At 39.4% G+C, this 14,847-nt stretch carries 20 protein-coding genes; 3 read left to right on the top strand and 17 right to left on the bottom strand.

The features are described 5' to 3' along the window. Positions 1-12 precede the first annotated feature (12 nt). From MKZ09_RS16300 to MKZ09_RS16280, 5 genes are all read right to left on the bottom strand, one after another. Positions 13-981 (bottom strand): ABC transporter permease, encoded by a 969-nt coding sequence (locus MKZ09_RS16300; protein ID WP_076129315.1) that lies wholly within the window; start codon positions 979-981, stop codon positions 13-15. Positions 982-1,225: 244 nt separating this feature from the next. Further along, entirely contained in the window at positions 1,226-2,446 is a 1,221-nt protein-coding gene (locus MKZ09_RS16295) for an FAD-dependent oxidoreductase (RefSeq protein WP_076205912.1), read from the bottom strand. Positions 2,447-2,530: 84 nt separating this feature from the next. Beyond that, positions 2,531-3,091, bottom strand: a complete 561-nt coding sequence (locus MKZ09_RS16290) for a YeeE/YedE thiosulfate transporter family protein (protein WP_256719226.1) — start codon at positions 3,089-3,091, stop codon at positions 2,531-2,533. 22 nt (positions 3,092-3,113) lie between these two features. After that, positions 3,114-3,341, bottom strand: a complete 228-nt coding sequence (locus MKZ09_RS16285; RefSeq protein ID WP_076135112.1) for a sulfurtransferase TusA family protein — start codon at positions 3,339-3,341, stop codon at positions 3,114-3,116. A gap of 66 nt (positions 3,342-3,407) precedes the next feature. Next, positions 3,408-4,097 carry a YeeE/YedE thiosulfate transporter family protein gene (locus MKZ09_RS16280; protein WP_076135115.1) on the bottom strand — a complete coding sequence of 230 codons (690 nt, stop codon included), beginning with the start codon at positions 4,095-4,097 and terminating at the stop codon, positions 3,408-3,410. 173 nt (positions 4,098-4,270) lie between these two features. Between MKZ09_RS16280 and MKZ09_RS16275 the strand changes: the two genes are divergently transcribed. Continuing rightward, positions 4,271-5,155: a LysR family transcriptional regulator gene (locus tag MKZ09_RS16275; RefSeq protein WP_076135116.1), complete on the top strand. Its 885-nt coding sequence runs from the start codon at positions 4,271-4,273 to the stop codon at positions 5,153-5,155. 2 nt (positions 5,156-5,157) lie between these two features. Here the strand turns inward: MKZ09_RS16275 and MKZ09_RS16270 are convergent, their stop codons facing one another. The 9 genes from MKZ09_RS16270 to MKZ09_RS16230 all read right to left on the bottom strand — a co-directional run bounded on the left by MKZ09_RS16270 (position 5,158) and on the right by MKZ09_RS16230 (position 10,652). Then, the gene (locus MKZ09_RS16270) at positions 5,158-5,373 is read right to left on the bottom strand and encodes a sulfurtransferase TusA family protein (protein WP_076105587.1); all 216 of its coding nucleotides are present in this window, start codon (positions 5,371-5,373) and stop codon (positions 5,158-5,160) included. A 257-nt stretch (positions 5,374-5,630) separates the two neighbouring features. Beyond that, positions 5,631-6,524 carry a PhzF family phenazine biosynthesis protein gene (locus MKZ09_RS16265; RefSeq protein WP_076205909.1) on the bottom strand — a complete coding sequence of 298 codons (894 nt, stop codon included), beginning with the start codon at positions 6,522-6,524 and terminating at the stop codon, positions 5,631-5,633. Positions 6,525-6,567: 43 nt separating this feature from the next. Next, positions 6,568-7,299, bottom strand: a complete 732-nt coding sequence (locus MKZ09_RS16260) for a DUF5071 domain-containing protein (protein ID WP_076205906.1) — start codon at positions 7,297-7,299, stop codon at positions 6,568-6,570. Positions 7,300-7,343: 44 nt separating this feature from the next. Further along, positions 7,344-7,784: a hypothetical protein gene (locus MKZ09_RS16255; protein ID WP_179088899.1), complete on the bottom strand. Its 441-nt coding sequence runs from the start codon at positions 7,782-7,784 to the stop codon at positions 7,344-7,346. 168 nt (positions 7,785-7,952) lie between these two features. Then, a complete protein-coding gene (locus MKZ09_RS16250; protein ID WP_051491011.1) occupies positions 7,953-8,468 on the bottom strand; it encodes a TlpA family protein disulfide reductase in 516 nt (171 codons plus the stop codon). A 15-nt stretch (positions 8,469-8,483) separates the two neighbouring features. Next, entirely contained in the window at positions 8,484-9,011 is a 528-nt protein-coding gene (locus MKZ09_RS16245; protein WP_076135120.1) for a ClbS/DfsB family four-helix bundle protein, read from the bottom strand. Positions 9,012-9,038: 27 nt separating this feature from the next. Then, the gene (locus tag MKZ09_RS16240) at positions 9,039-9,164 is read right to left on the bottom strand and encodes a hypothetical protein (RefSeq protein ID WP_256719225.1); all 126 of its coding nucleotides are present in this window, start codon (positions 9,162-9,164) and stop codon (positions 9,039-9,041) included. 31 nt (positions 9,165-9,195) lie between these two features. Beyond that, a complete protein-coding gene (locus tag MKZ09_RS16235) occupies positions 9,196-9,768 on the bottom strand; it encodes a DJ-1/PfpI family protein (protein WP_076135123.1) in 573 nt (190 codons plus the stop codon). Between the two features lie 17 nt (positions 9,769-9,785). After that, positions 9,786-10,652: a S66 family peptidase gene (locus MKZ09_RS16230; RefSeq protein WP_076205993.1), complete on the bottom strand. Its 867-nt coding sequence runs from the start codon at positions 10,650-10,652 to the stop codon at positions 9,786-9,788. 170 nt (positions 10,653-10,822) lie between these two features. Between MKZ09_RS16230 and MKZ09_RS16225 the strand changes: the two genes are divergently transcribed. Then, complete coding sequence (locus MKZ09_RS16225) at positions 10,823-11,317, top strand: hypothetical protein (protein ID WP_076205903.1); 495 nt, start codon at positions 10,823-10,825, stop codon at positions 11,315-11,317. 62 nt (positions 11,318-11,379) lie between these two features. On the opposite strand, the gene MKZ09_RS16220 is transcribed toward MKZ09_RS16225, so the two are convergent. Genes MKZ09_RS16220 through MKZ09_RS16210 form a run of 3 tightly spaced genes read right to left on the bottom strand, consistent with a single transcriptional unit; the run spans position 11,380 to position 13,832 of the window. Further along, the gene (locus MKZ09_RS16220) at positions 11,380-11,853 is read right to left on the bottom strand and encodes a GNAT family N-acetyltransferase (protein WP_076205991.1); all 474 of its coding nucleotides are present in this window, start codon (positions 11,851-11,853) and stop codon (positions 11,380-11,382) included. A 41-nt stretch (positions 11,854-11,894) separates the two neighbouring features. Continuing rightward, positions 11,895-12,926 carry a Gfo/Idh/MocA family protein gene (locus MKZ09_RS16215; protein WP_076205901.1) on the bottom strand — a complete coding sequence of 344 codons (1,032 nt, stop codon included), beginning with the start codon at positions 12,924-12,926 and terminating at the stop codon, positions 11,895-11,897. 18 nt (positions 12,927-12,944) lie between these two features. Then, on the bottom strand, positions 12,945-13,832 hold the full coding sequence (locus tag MKZ09_RS16210; protein ID WP_076129303.1) for a sugar phosphate isomerase/epimerase family protein: 888 nt from the start codon (positions 13,830-13,832) through the stop codon (positions 12,945-12,947). A 124-nt stretch (positions 13,833-13,956) separates the two neighbouring features. On the opposite strand from MKZ09_RS16210, the gene MKZ09_RS16205 reads away from it, so the two are divergent. Beyond that, a complete protein-coding gene (locus MKZ09_RS16205; RefSeq protein ID WP_076135128.1) occupies positions 13,957-14,841 on the top strand; it encodes a helix-turn-helix domain-containing protein in 885 nt (294 codons plus the stop codon). Positions 14,842-14,847: the final 6 nt, after the last annotated feature.

The raw sequence follows: 14,847 nt of genomic DNA, 5'->3' as shown, positions 1-14,847 counted from the left end.
TTGAGTAATTCATTACCACAAGCTGTTCCCTGCTCTTCTGGCAATGAAGTTGGCAAAGGTAAGTAATGTCACGCTGATCACGGCCTTGAACAATCCGATAGCAGTCGCATAGGAGTACCTGAAATTGTCTATACCGACACGTACAACATATACATCAACTGAATCTGACACTTCTCGCAGAGCTGGATTGGAAGCTAGGATCAAAATATCTTCGAATCCTGCATTCACCAGATTACCGATTGCCAAAATCATAAAGATGATTACAACTGGCATAATTGAAGGCAACGTAATCAAATATATCTGTTTAAACCGACTTGCACCATCCATCGAAGCCGCTTCGTATAAATGCGGGTCAATACCAGCAATGGCAGCTAAGTAGACGATTGAAGCAAATCCAATTTCTTTCCATACATTGGTTGTAACTAAAATGCCCCAGAAATATTCTGTCATGGAAAGGAAGTTGATCGGTTCATCAATGAATTTCAATTTCTCAAGCAGCATATTTATGCTACCGTTATCTACGGATAACATCGACGTAACCATCGAGCCGATAACTACCCAAGATAAGAAGTGAGGCAAGTAAGTAACGGTCTGAATAACCCGTTTAAAGAACATTTTACGGACTTCGTTCAGCATTAACGCCAAAATAATCGGTGCAGGAAATCCAAAACAAAACTTCAGTAAGCTGATGATGATTGTATTTTTCATAACCACTTCAAATTCAGGAGCATTAAAGAAGTAAATAAAGTGCTTTAAGCCAACCCAGTCACTGCTAATAAAGCTATTTCCTAACTTGTAATCCTGAAATGCAATTAGAATCCCGTACATGGGGATATAGGCAAAAATAAAAACTAGAACAAGTGCTGGTAATACCATAAGCTGTAGATCTATTTGCTTAAAAAAGCGTCTGATCCCGCTAGTTCGTTGCTTGTTGAGATTCGGTCCGGATCTCTTGTCTGGTGCGACGCTTGCGTTCGCCATAGGTGAATCCTCCTTGTGATGATTTTAAAGATATGTACAGATAATTAATGTCCTTTCTCCCTCCGCTATAGTTGCAACATTTATAAAATAATCATAAGGTTTAAGCGCTTTCAAAAATATATGACAAAACAACTATTATTGATACTTTGACACTCTCTTGCATTAGCTCGTCCCACATTCCTTAAGCTTGAATAAAAAAAGACACCTACAGAGATAACATCTGCATGTGTCTTTGACTTTCTCCTTAATTAGCAAGAGTACTCAGTATTTCTTCATTTATCTTTTGAGTAATTACTTTTTGAACCTTCCCATTATCCAGATAAACAATAGAAGGAACTGAATCTATTCCCAGCTTGGCAGCAAGTCCGGGTGACTTATATACATCTACCTTTGTGACCCTGACATCCGAATGGGATTGCTCAAATCCTTCGATTAGAGGCAATAACTCCCGACAGGAAGGATCTGTGGCATTCCATAAATAAACAACAGATGCTTTGCCTTGATTCAGAATTTGATGCTCATACACCTCACATTCAGATATATACTTCTCTGCACCATAGCCTGCAATGGCACCATCGCCAACAGCGGTAGCAACTTGTTTTAGAAACTTATCGCACACATCTCCTGCTGCAAAAACCCCAGGTATATTCGTTTCCATTTTCTCATTAATACGTACATATCCATTACGATTCAACTCTACTACACCTGATAAGATTTCTGTGTTCGGGGTGTATCCAATAAATAAGAAACATGAATCGACCTTTACGTTTTGCAGTTCATTAGCTTTTAAATTTTTCAGGACGACGGAATTTAAACGTTCCTCACCTTCGAAAGAACTCACCACCGTATTCCACATGAATTCCATTTTAGGGTTTTCTAGTGCCTGCGTTTTGGCAATTTCATTACAATCCATTTTCCCATGATCATGCATGACAGATACGATCACTTTATCTGCAAACTTAGTCAGAAACATCCCTTCCTCAATAGCTGCATCACCACTGCCAACGACCATAACTGTTTTCCCCGTATTTGCCGCAGCGTCACAGGTTGCACAGAAGGAAATCCCTTTATCATATAAGAACATATCTTCATTAGCTGCACCTGTAATTCTTGGTTTTCCTCCACTGGCTATGATAATGACTTTACATTCATATCGAACCCGAAAGGTTTCCACTACTTTAATCTCTTCCGCTACCGAGACAGATTTGACATCTGTCATTTTGAAATCAACACCAAATTTTTTGGCTTGTTTATGAAATAATCCCATAAGATCTGTTCCGGTCGTTCCTTCAGGAAAACCAGGATAATTTTCTATTTCATTAGTATAAGTCGCAAGACCGCCTACCAGCGATTTTTCCAAAAGGAGTGTCTTCAATTTGGCACGTCCACAATAGATCCCTGCTGTTAATCCAGCAGCCCCGCCACCGATAATGACGACATCATACTGTTCTGTCTTCTTTTCCATTTCAATTGTCCCTCCTGTGTAAACTATGACTTCAATAAAATAGGCTGACTCTCGTCAGCACTATAAGCTCAGCCTATTTCACTTTTACATAAAGAATTTGGCTAATAATTTACTGCCTATAAATGCACCAACCAGCAGGAACAATCCAAAAATCCAGCCTGAAAGCGATAAAGAAGCTATAGCCGTAAATAATGCACCTATATTACATCCATTAGCCAGTCTAGCTCCGTACCCCATGAGCAACCCACCAAGTACTGCCGCCACTACTTGCTTTTTGGACTTGATTTTCTTCAGCTTGAACTCGGAAGCAAACAATGTCGCCGCTAATGCACCTAAGATAATCCCAACATTTCGAATGGACCCACCATCATTTAAAAATCCGGAAGATAATGTTTTTTGAGCTTTCTCCGTACTAAAGTAAGCCCAGTTATCTACATTTCCTCCTACCAGTCGATACGCCCAAGCTCCCCAGTCCGCGAAGGCGCTGGTTACTCCCCATCCTTTTGTGAAAACAGCCAGATGTGCTGTAGCGAACACAGCGAGAAGTACAGCTCCAGTTACATAAGTAAACGGTTCTTTGAGCAATTGCTTGTAAAAGCGGTTAGACGATATCTTCAACCAGAATTCGTTCACCGTTTCATTCACCGTCCTTTCCTACTCAGCGATCCTATTTTACCTTCTCAATAACAACTTCCCACTCGCCATCATCGACCTCTTCGATTTCCACATGATGTCCCTGTTTTCTCGCCCATTCTGGTACGTTTTTCATTGCGCAGCTATGATCAATAGCAACAACTAGAACGTCTCCAACATTTAGTTCAGTCATCTTCTTTTCTGTTCTCATTAACGGTACCGGACAAGCTTCTCCCATGCAATCAAGTGTAAATTCAGCCATCTTAAAAACCACCTTTTATATTTTTTGGAATTCCCAATAGTGAAAATATTCACGTAATAACTTAAACTAATCTGCGCTTCCCATCTTTTTCTCTTGCCATTTAACTGCAGCGATGTACAACAGAAGAATGATCAGGAACTGAACAACTAGTGCTCCAAGCCAACCAAAGACGTCTGGTAAAAATACTGTTGGTGCATCCTTTATAACGTTAGCTCTCCACCAACCCATATCATGTGATCCCCAAAGTGAACCAATGACAAAAAACACAAGTGACAACATCTGCATCGTGAATCCTTCACCTACACGCATCAATGTACCCGAAGCGCAACCCCCTGCAATAACCATGCCAATTCCGAATAATACTGCGCCAATTATCAAAGCAAAACTGATTTGACCCACATTGTCCATCCCAGGAATCGGTTTACCTTCCAGAAACGCTGGATACTTTATGGCTGTAAATCCGATCGTAGCAAGAGAAAATGCTATCAGTACAGCTCTTGTTACCGATGTGCTGCCTGTAATACATGGATCTCTAAGTGATGCAGTAAAACAGAAACGTGATCGTTGCAAAATAACCCCAAACGAAATACCAAAAAGCAGGTAGACAACCATTTTATCGTGGGAATGGTCTAGGAAAAAACCAAACCCAATAATGAGAACTGTGACCAGCAACGCGATGGGCAACTGACTCTTTTTAGGTTTTCTAGGAGCTCTGGTTCGGGTTGATTTCGTTTCGGGACTTACGGTTTGCCCCATAGTCTAACACCTCCATCGTTTTATGTAATTGACTATGTGAAAATAGTAACATACTTATTTATGCTGTGGTTATCTGCTTTCTTTATGCTGTATAAGTGTTACTAATGGCACAGATGGAGCGTAATCAAGTATGCTATAGTTTGCACTAACAGCGGGCAACAGGAGGAATAAGTATGAATATGGAAACGCTTAAATTATTTTTAGATATTGCTTCGTTAAAAAGTATATCTAAAGCCGCTCAGAAATCTCATATCACCCAATCCGCACTAAGTCAGCAGTTGAAATCCTGGGAGAATACCTTAGGTTCTGAGCTTTTTGTGAGAAGTAATAAAGGGGCCAGCCTAACCGAAGCAGGGATTATAGCGGAGAAGTATGCGGAGCAAATCTGTAAGTTGTATGATGATATGGTCACAGAGATCAATCATTTACAGCCAACACAACATGAGCTGTCTATTTATGCGATTCCAGAAGTCTGTAATTATGCACTGCCATGTACCTTATATGAGGTAAAAAAGCATTTTCCCAATTGCCATATCACTCTAAACGAAGGGGCATCGTCACTAGTAGAAGAACGTTTGCTTCTTGAAGAAGGTGATGTTGGCTTTATTTCCGGGCCTTCCCCGAAATCTGAATTAAGCTCCAATATGGTGTTTTCTGATCAAGTTATGCTAGTGGCAAGCAGTACGACCGTTTGTCCTGATAAAATCACACTGAATGAGCTCCCTAAATATCCGTTAATCTGGTCCTCACAGCTTCATTGTGTGCAAAGGGCTTTGAACAACATATCTGCAGGGGAGCTTAAACTAAATATACTGTTTAATCTGGACTCCCTTGAGGCGGTAAAGCTTGCAGCAATTAGAGGACATGGTGTCGCCTTTCTGCCTTATATGTCCATAAAAAAAGAGTTGTATAGTAAACAACTCAAGATTATTCATATTGATCAGTTCCAGGTAAATAACGATGTCTACATGGTAAAAAAACATAATCAGCGTTGTGACAATGATACGAAACAATTAATTCGTTATATAGAAAAGACATTGATTGATACATTATGTTGAACTTATAGCTCAATCGTAATCTCCCATACCCCATTAATGACTTCTTGAATGGTACATTTCAAATTTGAACCACGACAGTAATCCGTGATGGAAACTTTTGCGCAGCTATGATCAGTAACGAGCATTACCTTTTCGCCATTTTGAATGGCTTTTTGATGTTTTTTTAACATCATTACTGGTACTGGACAGATTTCTCCCAGACAATCAATTTCAATCATGAAGTTACCTCCATTCCATAGATCATTAAAATTCTAATAATGACCCAGCATTATTTTCTTCATAAAAGGGATTATAGCAAGATTGTTTAATTGTTTGATTTCTATCCATTGTGCCCCATCAGTCTTGTCCGTCACCATCAGCCTTAAGCTCAAAGTTCACATCTAATAATAAAACATTATATATGATCCCTATATGGTGTAACTCTTCTAACTGGGTATCACTAAGACTCCGTACACTCCAAGCTGAGAATATTTTATCATTTCCCTAAATCTACCTCTCCCACAAACACCGCAGTTCCAGAAATAAAAACATCCATTTCACCGGATTCATTTCGGTATACTTCTACATTTACTTTCCCATCTCTACCGATTTCTTGCCCTTGTTCTACATCAAATTGGATTGAGTCCATGTGCGAATCAATATATCTTAAATAATAAGCCCCCATAACTCCCGATGCTGTACCTGTTACTGGATCTTCAACGGTTCCCGAAAAAGGAGATGAGAAATGTCTGGCATGCATTAAAGCGTGCGGATCAAGCGTGTGGAGCGAAAAGGGGTGTACAGATGCTTTTGGAAGCTGCGTTAAAATCTCCGGAAACAACGAGTTTAACGGTTTCATTCTACTAAAACTATCAATATCCTTAATAGGAACTAATAACGTCCATGCCCCAGTAGAACCATATACCATCGGCATATCCCCATCTAACTCTTCAACTGATAAGCCAATTGCGTGTGCAAGCTTCCCTCTATCACCGTCAAATTCAATAAACTCGGGATGATCTTGCTTCATTTTTATTAGTAAGTGATTATTGTTGTCCATACTAAATTGAATGGGTAGCACTCCCACGTTTGTTTCGATCTTTACCGAGCTAGCCTCTCCAAGGATGCCTTTTGTTTTTAAAGCGAATAAAGATGCCATTGTAGCATGTCCACAAAGATTGATCTCATGGCCTGGCGTAAAATACTTAAGCCTTAAATCAGCTACATCTGATGAGACTACAAAAACTGTTTCGTTAAAACCAACCTTATGAGCTATCGATTGCATGTCACTTTCGCTCAAATGAGCCGCATCTAATACTACACCAGCTGGATTTCCTTTGTTCGGATAGGGCGAAAAAGCATCATAATGAAGCACTTTGATGTTGTTCACTGGTAAGTCTCCTTTCAATTTATTTCAGTAAAGCTTGATAACTTCATGAAGTGAGAAACTCAGCTGTAAAAATTTCTATTTCTCTTAAAACTTCTTGGCGGTTAGATATCGCATTACATATATAAAACCGGTCTTTATTGTGCTCATGAAATTGTTTAATTACATTAGGCTGCTGATTTAAGAATTCTTTATGAAGAGCTTCGCAATCAATTTCAGGATGAGGATCATGAAGTTCCTTGAGTTCAAATACAAGGACATCTTTTTTGCGCTGGATTATTTCATAGACCACATCTTTTGCGTATATACCGTGAGTTAATAAGATTCTTAATGCCGATAGGTCATTGGCTTTTTCCTGTGAAATCTTAATTAATTCTGCTTGTATCTGTAGGACTTGTACCGTATTCCAATGATTAATTAATACTTCAAAAATCCAGTACACCCATTCTTGATCATCGCTGTGTTGATTTAGTACATCTTTAACATATGGAATCATCGGATCACCTATTTCAAGTAAAAAATCAGCTATTTCCCGCGAACCTGGCCAATTTAAATCTTGTATCCATTCAAGCAAACCCGGCAATATGCTTTTCACACGTGGATATCCTAAACGTATGACTGTTTCAGCCGCTCCATCCCAATAGTCTTTTGATATAGGCTGCAGTAACAAATGAAGATCTTCGTCCTCTATATGTTGTAACTTCTTTATTGCATCTTCCTTTTCCTCTTCGCGTGTGTGCCATGATAACTTTTTGATTAAATTTGATACTTCATCCACTAGATTCACCCTTCGAGTTTGAATAATTTACCACGCCGTTCTAGCTACAACACTGCTTTCTTCCGCTTCATTATCCAAATTATTAATAAGACGATAACCGATGTCCCCAATAAGAAATACATCCAAATCGTTTTTTTAACCAATTCATCATTGGGATAATGGCCTTTATTATAAGCTTTTACAAAGATACCCTCTTGGGTCTTAATAGCAATGTAATCTTTTGGATCGGTATTGATAATTGAATAGTAGGGCGTACCTTTAGGATAAATATTCGAGAAATTCCCCCTGTACGTTCCTTCCTCATCGGAATATTTAGTTACATGCCCTATCTCCTTATCGATTTCTTCCGAGGGGATGAGTTCATCGTCTGATATTTCGTAGATGTCACCTGAATAAACAACAAACGAACCGGCCCAATCCGCGGAGACCGCATGTAATGGCAATACAGCAATTATGGCTAGAATTACAATAATGAATTTCTTCATCTCAACCTCCTAGCTTTGGGATTCGATTGGTCTTTTAAATCTTCGAAGAACTCAGTAACTCTCTCCCTCGATTGTTCGAAATCGTTCAAAAGTATCGTTGTTGTGAGAAGCAAAAATGAAAGAAATGCGAAGATGATTATGGGTTTCTTTGATTTCATATATCTCACACTAATCATAGTTTTTAATGAAAATCTTAAACGAGCTCTCAATTGCGTCAAAATCAGTCGAGCCAATAATTTGATCCATAACCTTGCCATCAGAGTTTATAAAAAACAACGCAGGAAAAGCTTGTTCACCAAATTGTTTATGGAGATCACCTGTTTCATCTAGGAGAACGGGATACTTAATGTTGTAATTCGCCACGTATTGTTCTACATCAGAAAGATCATCTTGATAAAGCAAATTGATTCCGTATATGTTCACTCTATTTTTATATTTCTCATACAATGAGACAATCTTAGGAGCGTCGTCATTACAATATGGACACCATGAGGTGAAAAATACGAATACAGTGGGTTTCTTCGAGAAGTCCACTTGTATTTTGTTTCCATTCGCCAACTCTTTTAGTTCAATGTTCTCAGGACTTTTAATGGGTTTTGCAGAGTTGTTTACCACGACAAATATAATCGAGCTTAATGCAATCAAAAATATAAATGTACTTACAATAATAGATATTTTCTTCAAAAATAATCCGTCCTTTTATACTTCCTTAGTTACATTAAGCTTTTTCCATTTTCGAATCTTAGAACGAAAAGTCTTAAACGGTGCTACTGAATTAATATGAATCCATTTGACCATAGGCCATCTTGGATTGTTTCCTGTCCATTTCCGCACGCCTTGCGTAAAAAGTTCTTCATCACTTAAAGAATCAATCCAGTTCTGCCACTGATGTTCTGTCTCTTGAAATAAAGATCTTAACTCGTCTAATGAGTAGGCAGCATATGTATGATAAAACGATTGATATAATCCGCCAAGTTGATTCCATTTATAATCCGGGGAAGGTGTAATAACGGTTAACCCTGCTTTTTCATCCTTATCCCATTTCATAACAAGATTCAACCAGCCCAATTGATAAGCAATGATTTCTGCTGGGGTACGATCAACCCCTTCCATACGATTGTCTCTTTGGGAGTTCTCAATGCCATCAAATTCTTGATCAAGAGACTGATAGGCCATATGAATCGCATCTTTCAATTCTTCTTTTGATAGATAATCGGTTGACATCATACCCCTCCTTTAAATCACTTTATTAAATTACTTTACAAATGTATTATGTACTCGCTCATAAAGACCGATTTGTACAAGAATCAACCATCCCCCAAGTCCTGATACCCCTAATGGTTTATAATCATTTTTCTTCTCGTTTAAATTAGTTTCCACGTCAACTCTCCCTGTTTATCATCTATCACTGCTATTTATCCATAATATCCCTAAAAAATTGTTCTTTTTCTTCATCTAGATCCTGATAAATCCCTAAATAATCAAAGATTTCAAATGAAAAATCAACAAATGCACGGCCTTTAGCAGTAATGATATGTTCATCTCTAACTACTCTCTTATCAACATAATTGTCTCTTGGAAATGGATCATCTACATTAAGTTTACTGATTCTTTCCACTGAACACGAAGTAGTGAATTTACAATGGTCTAAAATGCCCGCTCGTCCTAAATACTGTGGTCCATGACATATGGCTGCCAGCATCTTCTCTTCTCGATCAAGATGGTTTATCAGATCAGTTAAATCCTGTTTTTGATGTACAATCGGACCTCCGGGAATAATTAGCCCTTCAATATCATTAAGCTTAACTGCTTCTTTGAGGACCAAATCAGGTTGATAAGTCAGACCAGATTCGCTAACTACAGATTCATAACTGTATCCTACGGATAACACTTCTTTTTTTCCAACATTTCTAATCTTATGTAGTGCCAAGGTAATCTCAAAATCCGCAAAATCATCAGATATGAAGCAAAGAATTTTGCCCATCGCACACTCCACCTTTTTTACAAAGTGATTTTATCGCCCACAACAATACACTTACTGTTACTGCCATGCCCAATCTCAGCTGTCTTTATGATAGGAATGGAGGCGGAATGGCTAATTTCCTTCACGTACTCTTCTACTATCGGGAATTCATTAAAATTCTCTAGTTCTGAAAATGACCCTAGAATCAATCCAGCACAAGCATCAAAATATTTCAATTGCTGGAGCTGAGCAAAAAAGGAGACTATTTTGTTAGCTCTGCCACTTAAACTCTCCAACAATAATATTTTGTCCGAAGGATCCGGAAAATAGCTTGTCCCTGCCAGCTTTAAAAAACAGCGAATATTCCCCCCGATTACTATCCCGCTCATCTGGTTACCACGAACCCAATGATACCGGAAATCGTAAAGATCGTTTTGACCCTCGAAGAATGTCCGATAAAAAGCCCATTGCTGCTCCGCCCCATCAGAAGACACTAAATTCATCAGCTGATAATGATAGGATTTCGAATTATTTTGCGTAAATAAAGCGTTCAAAATAACGGACAAATCACTCATTCCAAAAAAGGGTTTGGGGTTCATTCGGATACTTTCATAGTCTATGTACTCTAAGATCTGATTGGCAGAATCCCCACCTGAAATATCGAATATCGCGCTAATTTCAGTATTTTTAAATAGTTGATTCAGCTCCGCTGCTCTTTCCTGGGGATTGCCACTGAAATAACCCTCTTTTCTAAACAAAGTATTAGCCACCACTACATGGAGTCCAAATGAATGCAAAACTCTTTTTAATTCCTCTACTTTAGCTAGGTTTTCTACTCTCACACCATCTGAACAAGCAATCAGTCCTACTTTATTCCCGTGAGTAAATTTTAAGGTTGTGTTCATTTTAATAATCCTTTCGATGCTACTTTTTAGTTTAATCTCCTCAAATTTACGATCATATTTACACCATACCATATTTAGGGATTTGAATCATTTTCTTCTTGAAATTATGAAACCACAACATGGTAATACAAGTATAATAATGCAAGATCAAATACATTGGGGGTGTACTAATGCGTAAATCGCCGTTGATATTAAGCATGATATTAATATCCCTGGCGTTAATTATGGGATGTAGTTCAGAAGTAGATGATGCTACTAAAGCCGCAGAGAAATATAAAAATGTAGAATATACCGTCAAGGCTTCTGAGGATTTAATGTCTGATGAATCCATTCTTGCGCGAAATGAAGAGATGAAACCGTATTTTACAGAATACTTTTCCGAAAAGGCTATAGCGAACCGAATTACAACTATCCCATTTAAAATCGCTGATACACAAAAGCTTTCTTTAAAACCGGAAAACCTAAAATTCAACCTTTCCGAACAAAAAAAAGATATTATCGAGTTAAAATATACGGTGGATCTTGTTTTATTGGATAAGGATGACAAAGAAAGTAAACGTGTGCCTTTGGAAGGTATATTGACTCTCTTTGATGTGGACGGTAAATGGTTAGTGCAAGGGGATCGATTTGATACTGTAGCATTAATGAACTTGATTGATGGGTGAATCTGAATATCCTTCTTATCATAAAAAGCAGAATGCTCTAATGAGCAACCTGCTTTTTTGAATTACATTATTTTTTTGCTCATCCTATAATTGACCAACAGAATACCTTTTCGCTCTACACTTTGTTTCGCAATAACCTGGTATCCCAGTCGTTCAAAAAAAGGTTTAGCAGTGATGCTTGCTTCGGTATCCATTTCATAAAGACTCTGTTCTTTTGCTTTCAATTCAAGCTTATTCACCAATGCAGAGGCTACACCTTGCCCTTGGTAATCTTTGTGAACATATAATCGATCCAAATGTCCTTCTGCTGTCATATCAGAAAAGCCCACAATAATATTATCAATTTCGGCTACATAAGTGATATTTTGAGGTAAAGAAGCTCTCCAAGTATTAAGCTTAAGTGCCTCTTCCTCTTTAGGTGCCCAAGCATCCAGCTGTTCCTGTGAGTAGTCTTGTTTGTTTACGTAATGAACTGTTTCGTAGAACAATGAGACAATTTGACTAAGATCCGATTCTCGGTAAGCTCTAATATTCATTTTGATCTCCTTGTTGGCGATTGTAGTAACAGAAGTCAATCTCAGAACTCCATTAGATCGATTTTCCGGCCAGATTCAGCACTTTCCAGCGCTCCGAACACCATTGCCATACTATACCGATTATCTCTACAATTCGTCTCTGCAGGACGTTGCTCTGCCAATGACAAGAACATCTCATCCAAACACCCGTGATGGAATGTTTTACTCATCTCAACGTTTTCACCATTTACACGCTTTACGTCACGAATGAACTTATCGCTCTGATCTCCTGCAGCAACTACCTCAGCATATGGCAGCTCATGACCATCCCAGATTGCGGTTCCTTTCTCCCCGTTAACCCGCCAAGAAGCTTCCCATGACGTGGATGCACCTTCTGCACACCAAGATCCCTGATAGGTAAATATTGAACCGTCGGACATCTCGAAAATGCACACTGCCGAAGCATTCCCTTCATACCATGAACCGGGAGGATTAAACTCCTGGCAATATACGGACACAGGGTTCGCACCACTAATATACCGGGCCTGGTCGAAGGTATGAATCGCCATGTCCAGCAGCAACGGACTTTTCATAACATCACGGAATCCCCCGAAATGAGCCCCAAGGAAAAAGCTTGCACCGATAAATCCTGTTCTACCAATCATTCCTGATTCTATGATTTTTCTTAAAGAACGAATACGAGGATCATAACGGCGGTTCTGCATCACAGCATGAGCATTTCCAGTCCGTTCCGAGATCTCAACTATCTTATTACATTCCTCCATAGTCTCAGCTAACGGTTTCTCACTAAACACATTACACCCAAGTTCCAATGCAGTGCTAGAAATATTGAAATGACTTCCGGGAACGGTAACGTCAAAGACGAGATTTGCTGCGGTCTCCTGAATCGCCTGCTTAATATCCGTAAACGTCAGACATGAAATCCCATGCTTCGCAGCCATCGCCTCAGCCGATTCCAACCTTATATCTACTAGAGCAACGATCTTAGTATCTGGACGCAATAAAGCGTATTCAATCCATGCGTTAGCCATTCCTCCGCAACCTGCAACCGCTACACGGTACTCTGCTGTCATATTTCTCCCCCTGACTTATTAAAGCGGATTAGGCACAAAGCTGCCCCCGCGGCATTGTTTTAAATGGTTCAAGGCATGTACTTGACCCATCATTTCCAGTTCATCCCGATAGACAGGATCATGCCAACCTTCAATATCAATGGTGCCTTTATAACCAGCCTGACGCAAAATGGAGATAACATCCGTCCAGTTCGTATCACCAAAACCCGGAGTACGGTGCCATACATAAGGTTTCGGGCCGTGGATTCCATATTCTTTTACAATATCCCAAGCGATGGTGGCATCCTTGCCGTGTACATGGAAGATCTTATCTGTCCATTTGCGCAGCTGTGGAATCGGATCAATCAGCTGCACCATCTGATGGCAGGGCTCCCATTCGAGTCCCATATTGTCAGCAGGTACAGCGTTAAACATCTTTTCCCAGGCTATTGGATGATGAGCGATATTCCAGTCCCCTGATGTCCAATTGCCATCCATGGAACAGTTCTCAAAAGCAATTCTTACTCCGCGATCTGCTGCTCTTTTGGTCAGCTCACCAAATACCTCGGCAAACTTCGGAATCGATTCATCAATGGACACTCCTGGTAGTCGTCCCGTGAATCCTGATACCATATCAGTACCAAATACATGAGCATGATCAATAAGCCGCTCCCAGCTCGCTAATGCATCGGAATTGTCACCCGTATTCGTCAAAGGATTGCCAAAGATGCCAACCGATGAAATCACAAAATCATGTTTTGCCGCAAGTTCTTGCACACGCTTACCAGTTTCCACAAGATCTGTTTCACCTGTAGTCTGCCAGAAGGTTAAGCTAAAAGATTCGAAGCCATGACCTACGATTTGCGGAATTACTCTAACAGCATCTCCGCCACCAACTAATGTGCCTATACGCATTGTATCCTTCATCTTGTGTACCACTCCAATATTGGTTTATAGTAAGTTCTATAACCCGAGTATATACTGCATTTGAGCTTAAAACTCTTATTATATTGTGTTTATATAGTCGTATATTGTGGGAGTTGAATAAATATTGAGCTATCCTAATGATCTTAAAGAATACCCTCAATTAGAAGGAAACACCTATCCGTTTCGATTGTTTTTTAATGAATGCAGACATGCGAAAATCGGCCAGAATATTCTTTTTCTACACTGGCATGAGCATTTCGAAATCATTATCATGCAAGCAGGCAGCGCCATTTTCCACATCGACAGCAAACCTTACGAACTGCATCCCGGAGAGGTTTTGTTTGTTCCTTCTGGAGGTTTGCACGTTGGATATAGTCTGCAGGATGATCATGTCCGATTTATATCCGTCGTATTTCACAGTTCTTTATTTAAAGATTGGAAGCAAGATCCTCAACATGAACAATTCGTAGCTCCCTATTTGGAGAATCGATATCAGCTACCAGTTAAACCAGCGGCACTAGTTCCAACCTGTTCTACTTATTACTCTCTTCTGGACACTATCGTGGATGAAGTGCATCAGAAAGGTCCTGCATTTCAGCTGATCATCAAAAATCAACTTCATCTGCTTTTTGTATTGCTCTCCCGTACCTTTTTGCCTGAGCAGGTTTCTGGCAGAACAAATGAACGTCAATCCTTCAATCGTGAGCGTTTTAAGCCACTGCTGGAGTACATGGAGAACCATTTTGATGAGAAAATGACCATTGAAAGCGCCGCGAGATCCGTTAATCTAAATCCATACCATTTCTGCAAAACCTTTAAGAAGCTCACCGGACGAACCTTCATCGATTATGTTAATCTTTGCCGCGTAAATGAAGCAGAACGACTGCTGCTGGAGACAGATTTTACTGTAACGGAGATTGCTGGACGAGTGGGCTGCGACAATCCTAATTATTTTACCAAGCTGTTTAAGCAATATAAAGGAACTACACCATCCGGTATTAGAAAATAATTCACA

The organism is Paenibacillus sp. FSL R5-0908 (assembly GCF_038006245.1).
Classification (GTDB): domain Bacteria; phylum Bacillota; class Bacilli; order Paenibacillales; family Paenibacillaceae; genus Paenibacillus_AQ; species Paenibacillus_AQ odorifer.
This window is presented reverse-complemented; position numbering and strand designations above follow the sequence as displayed.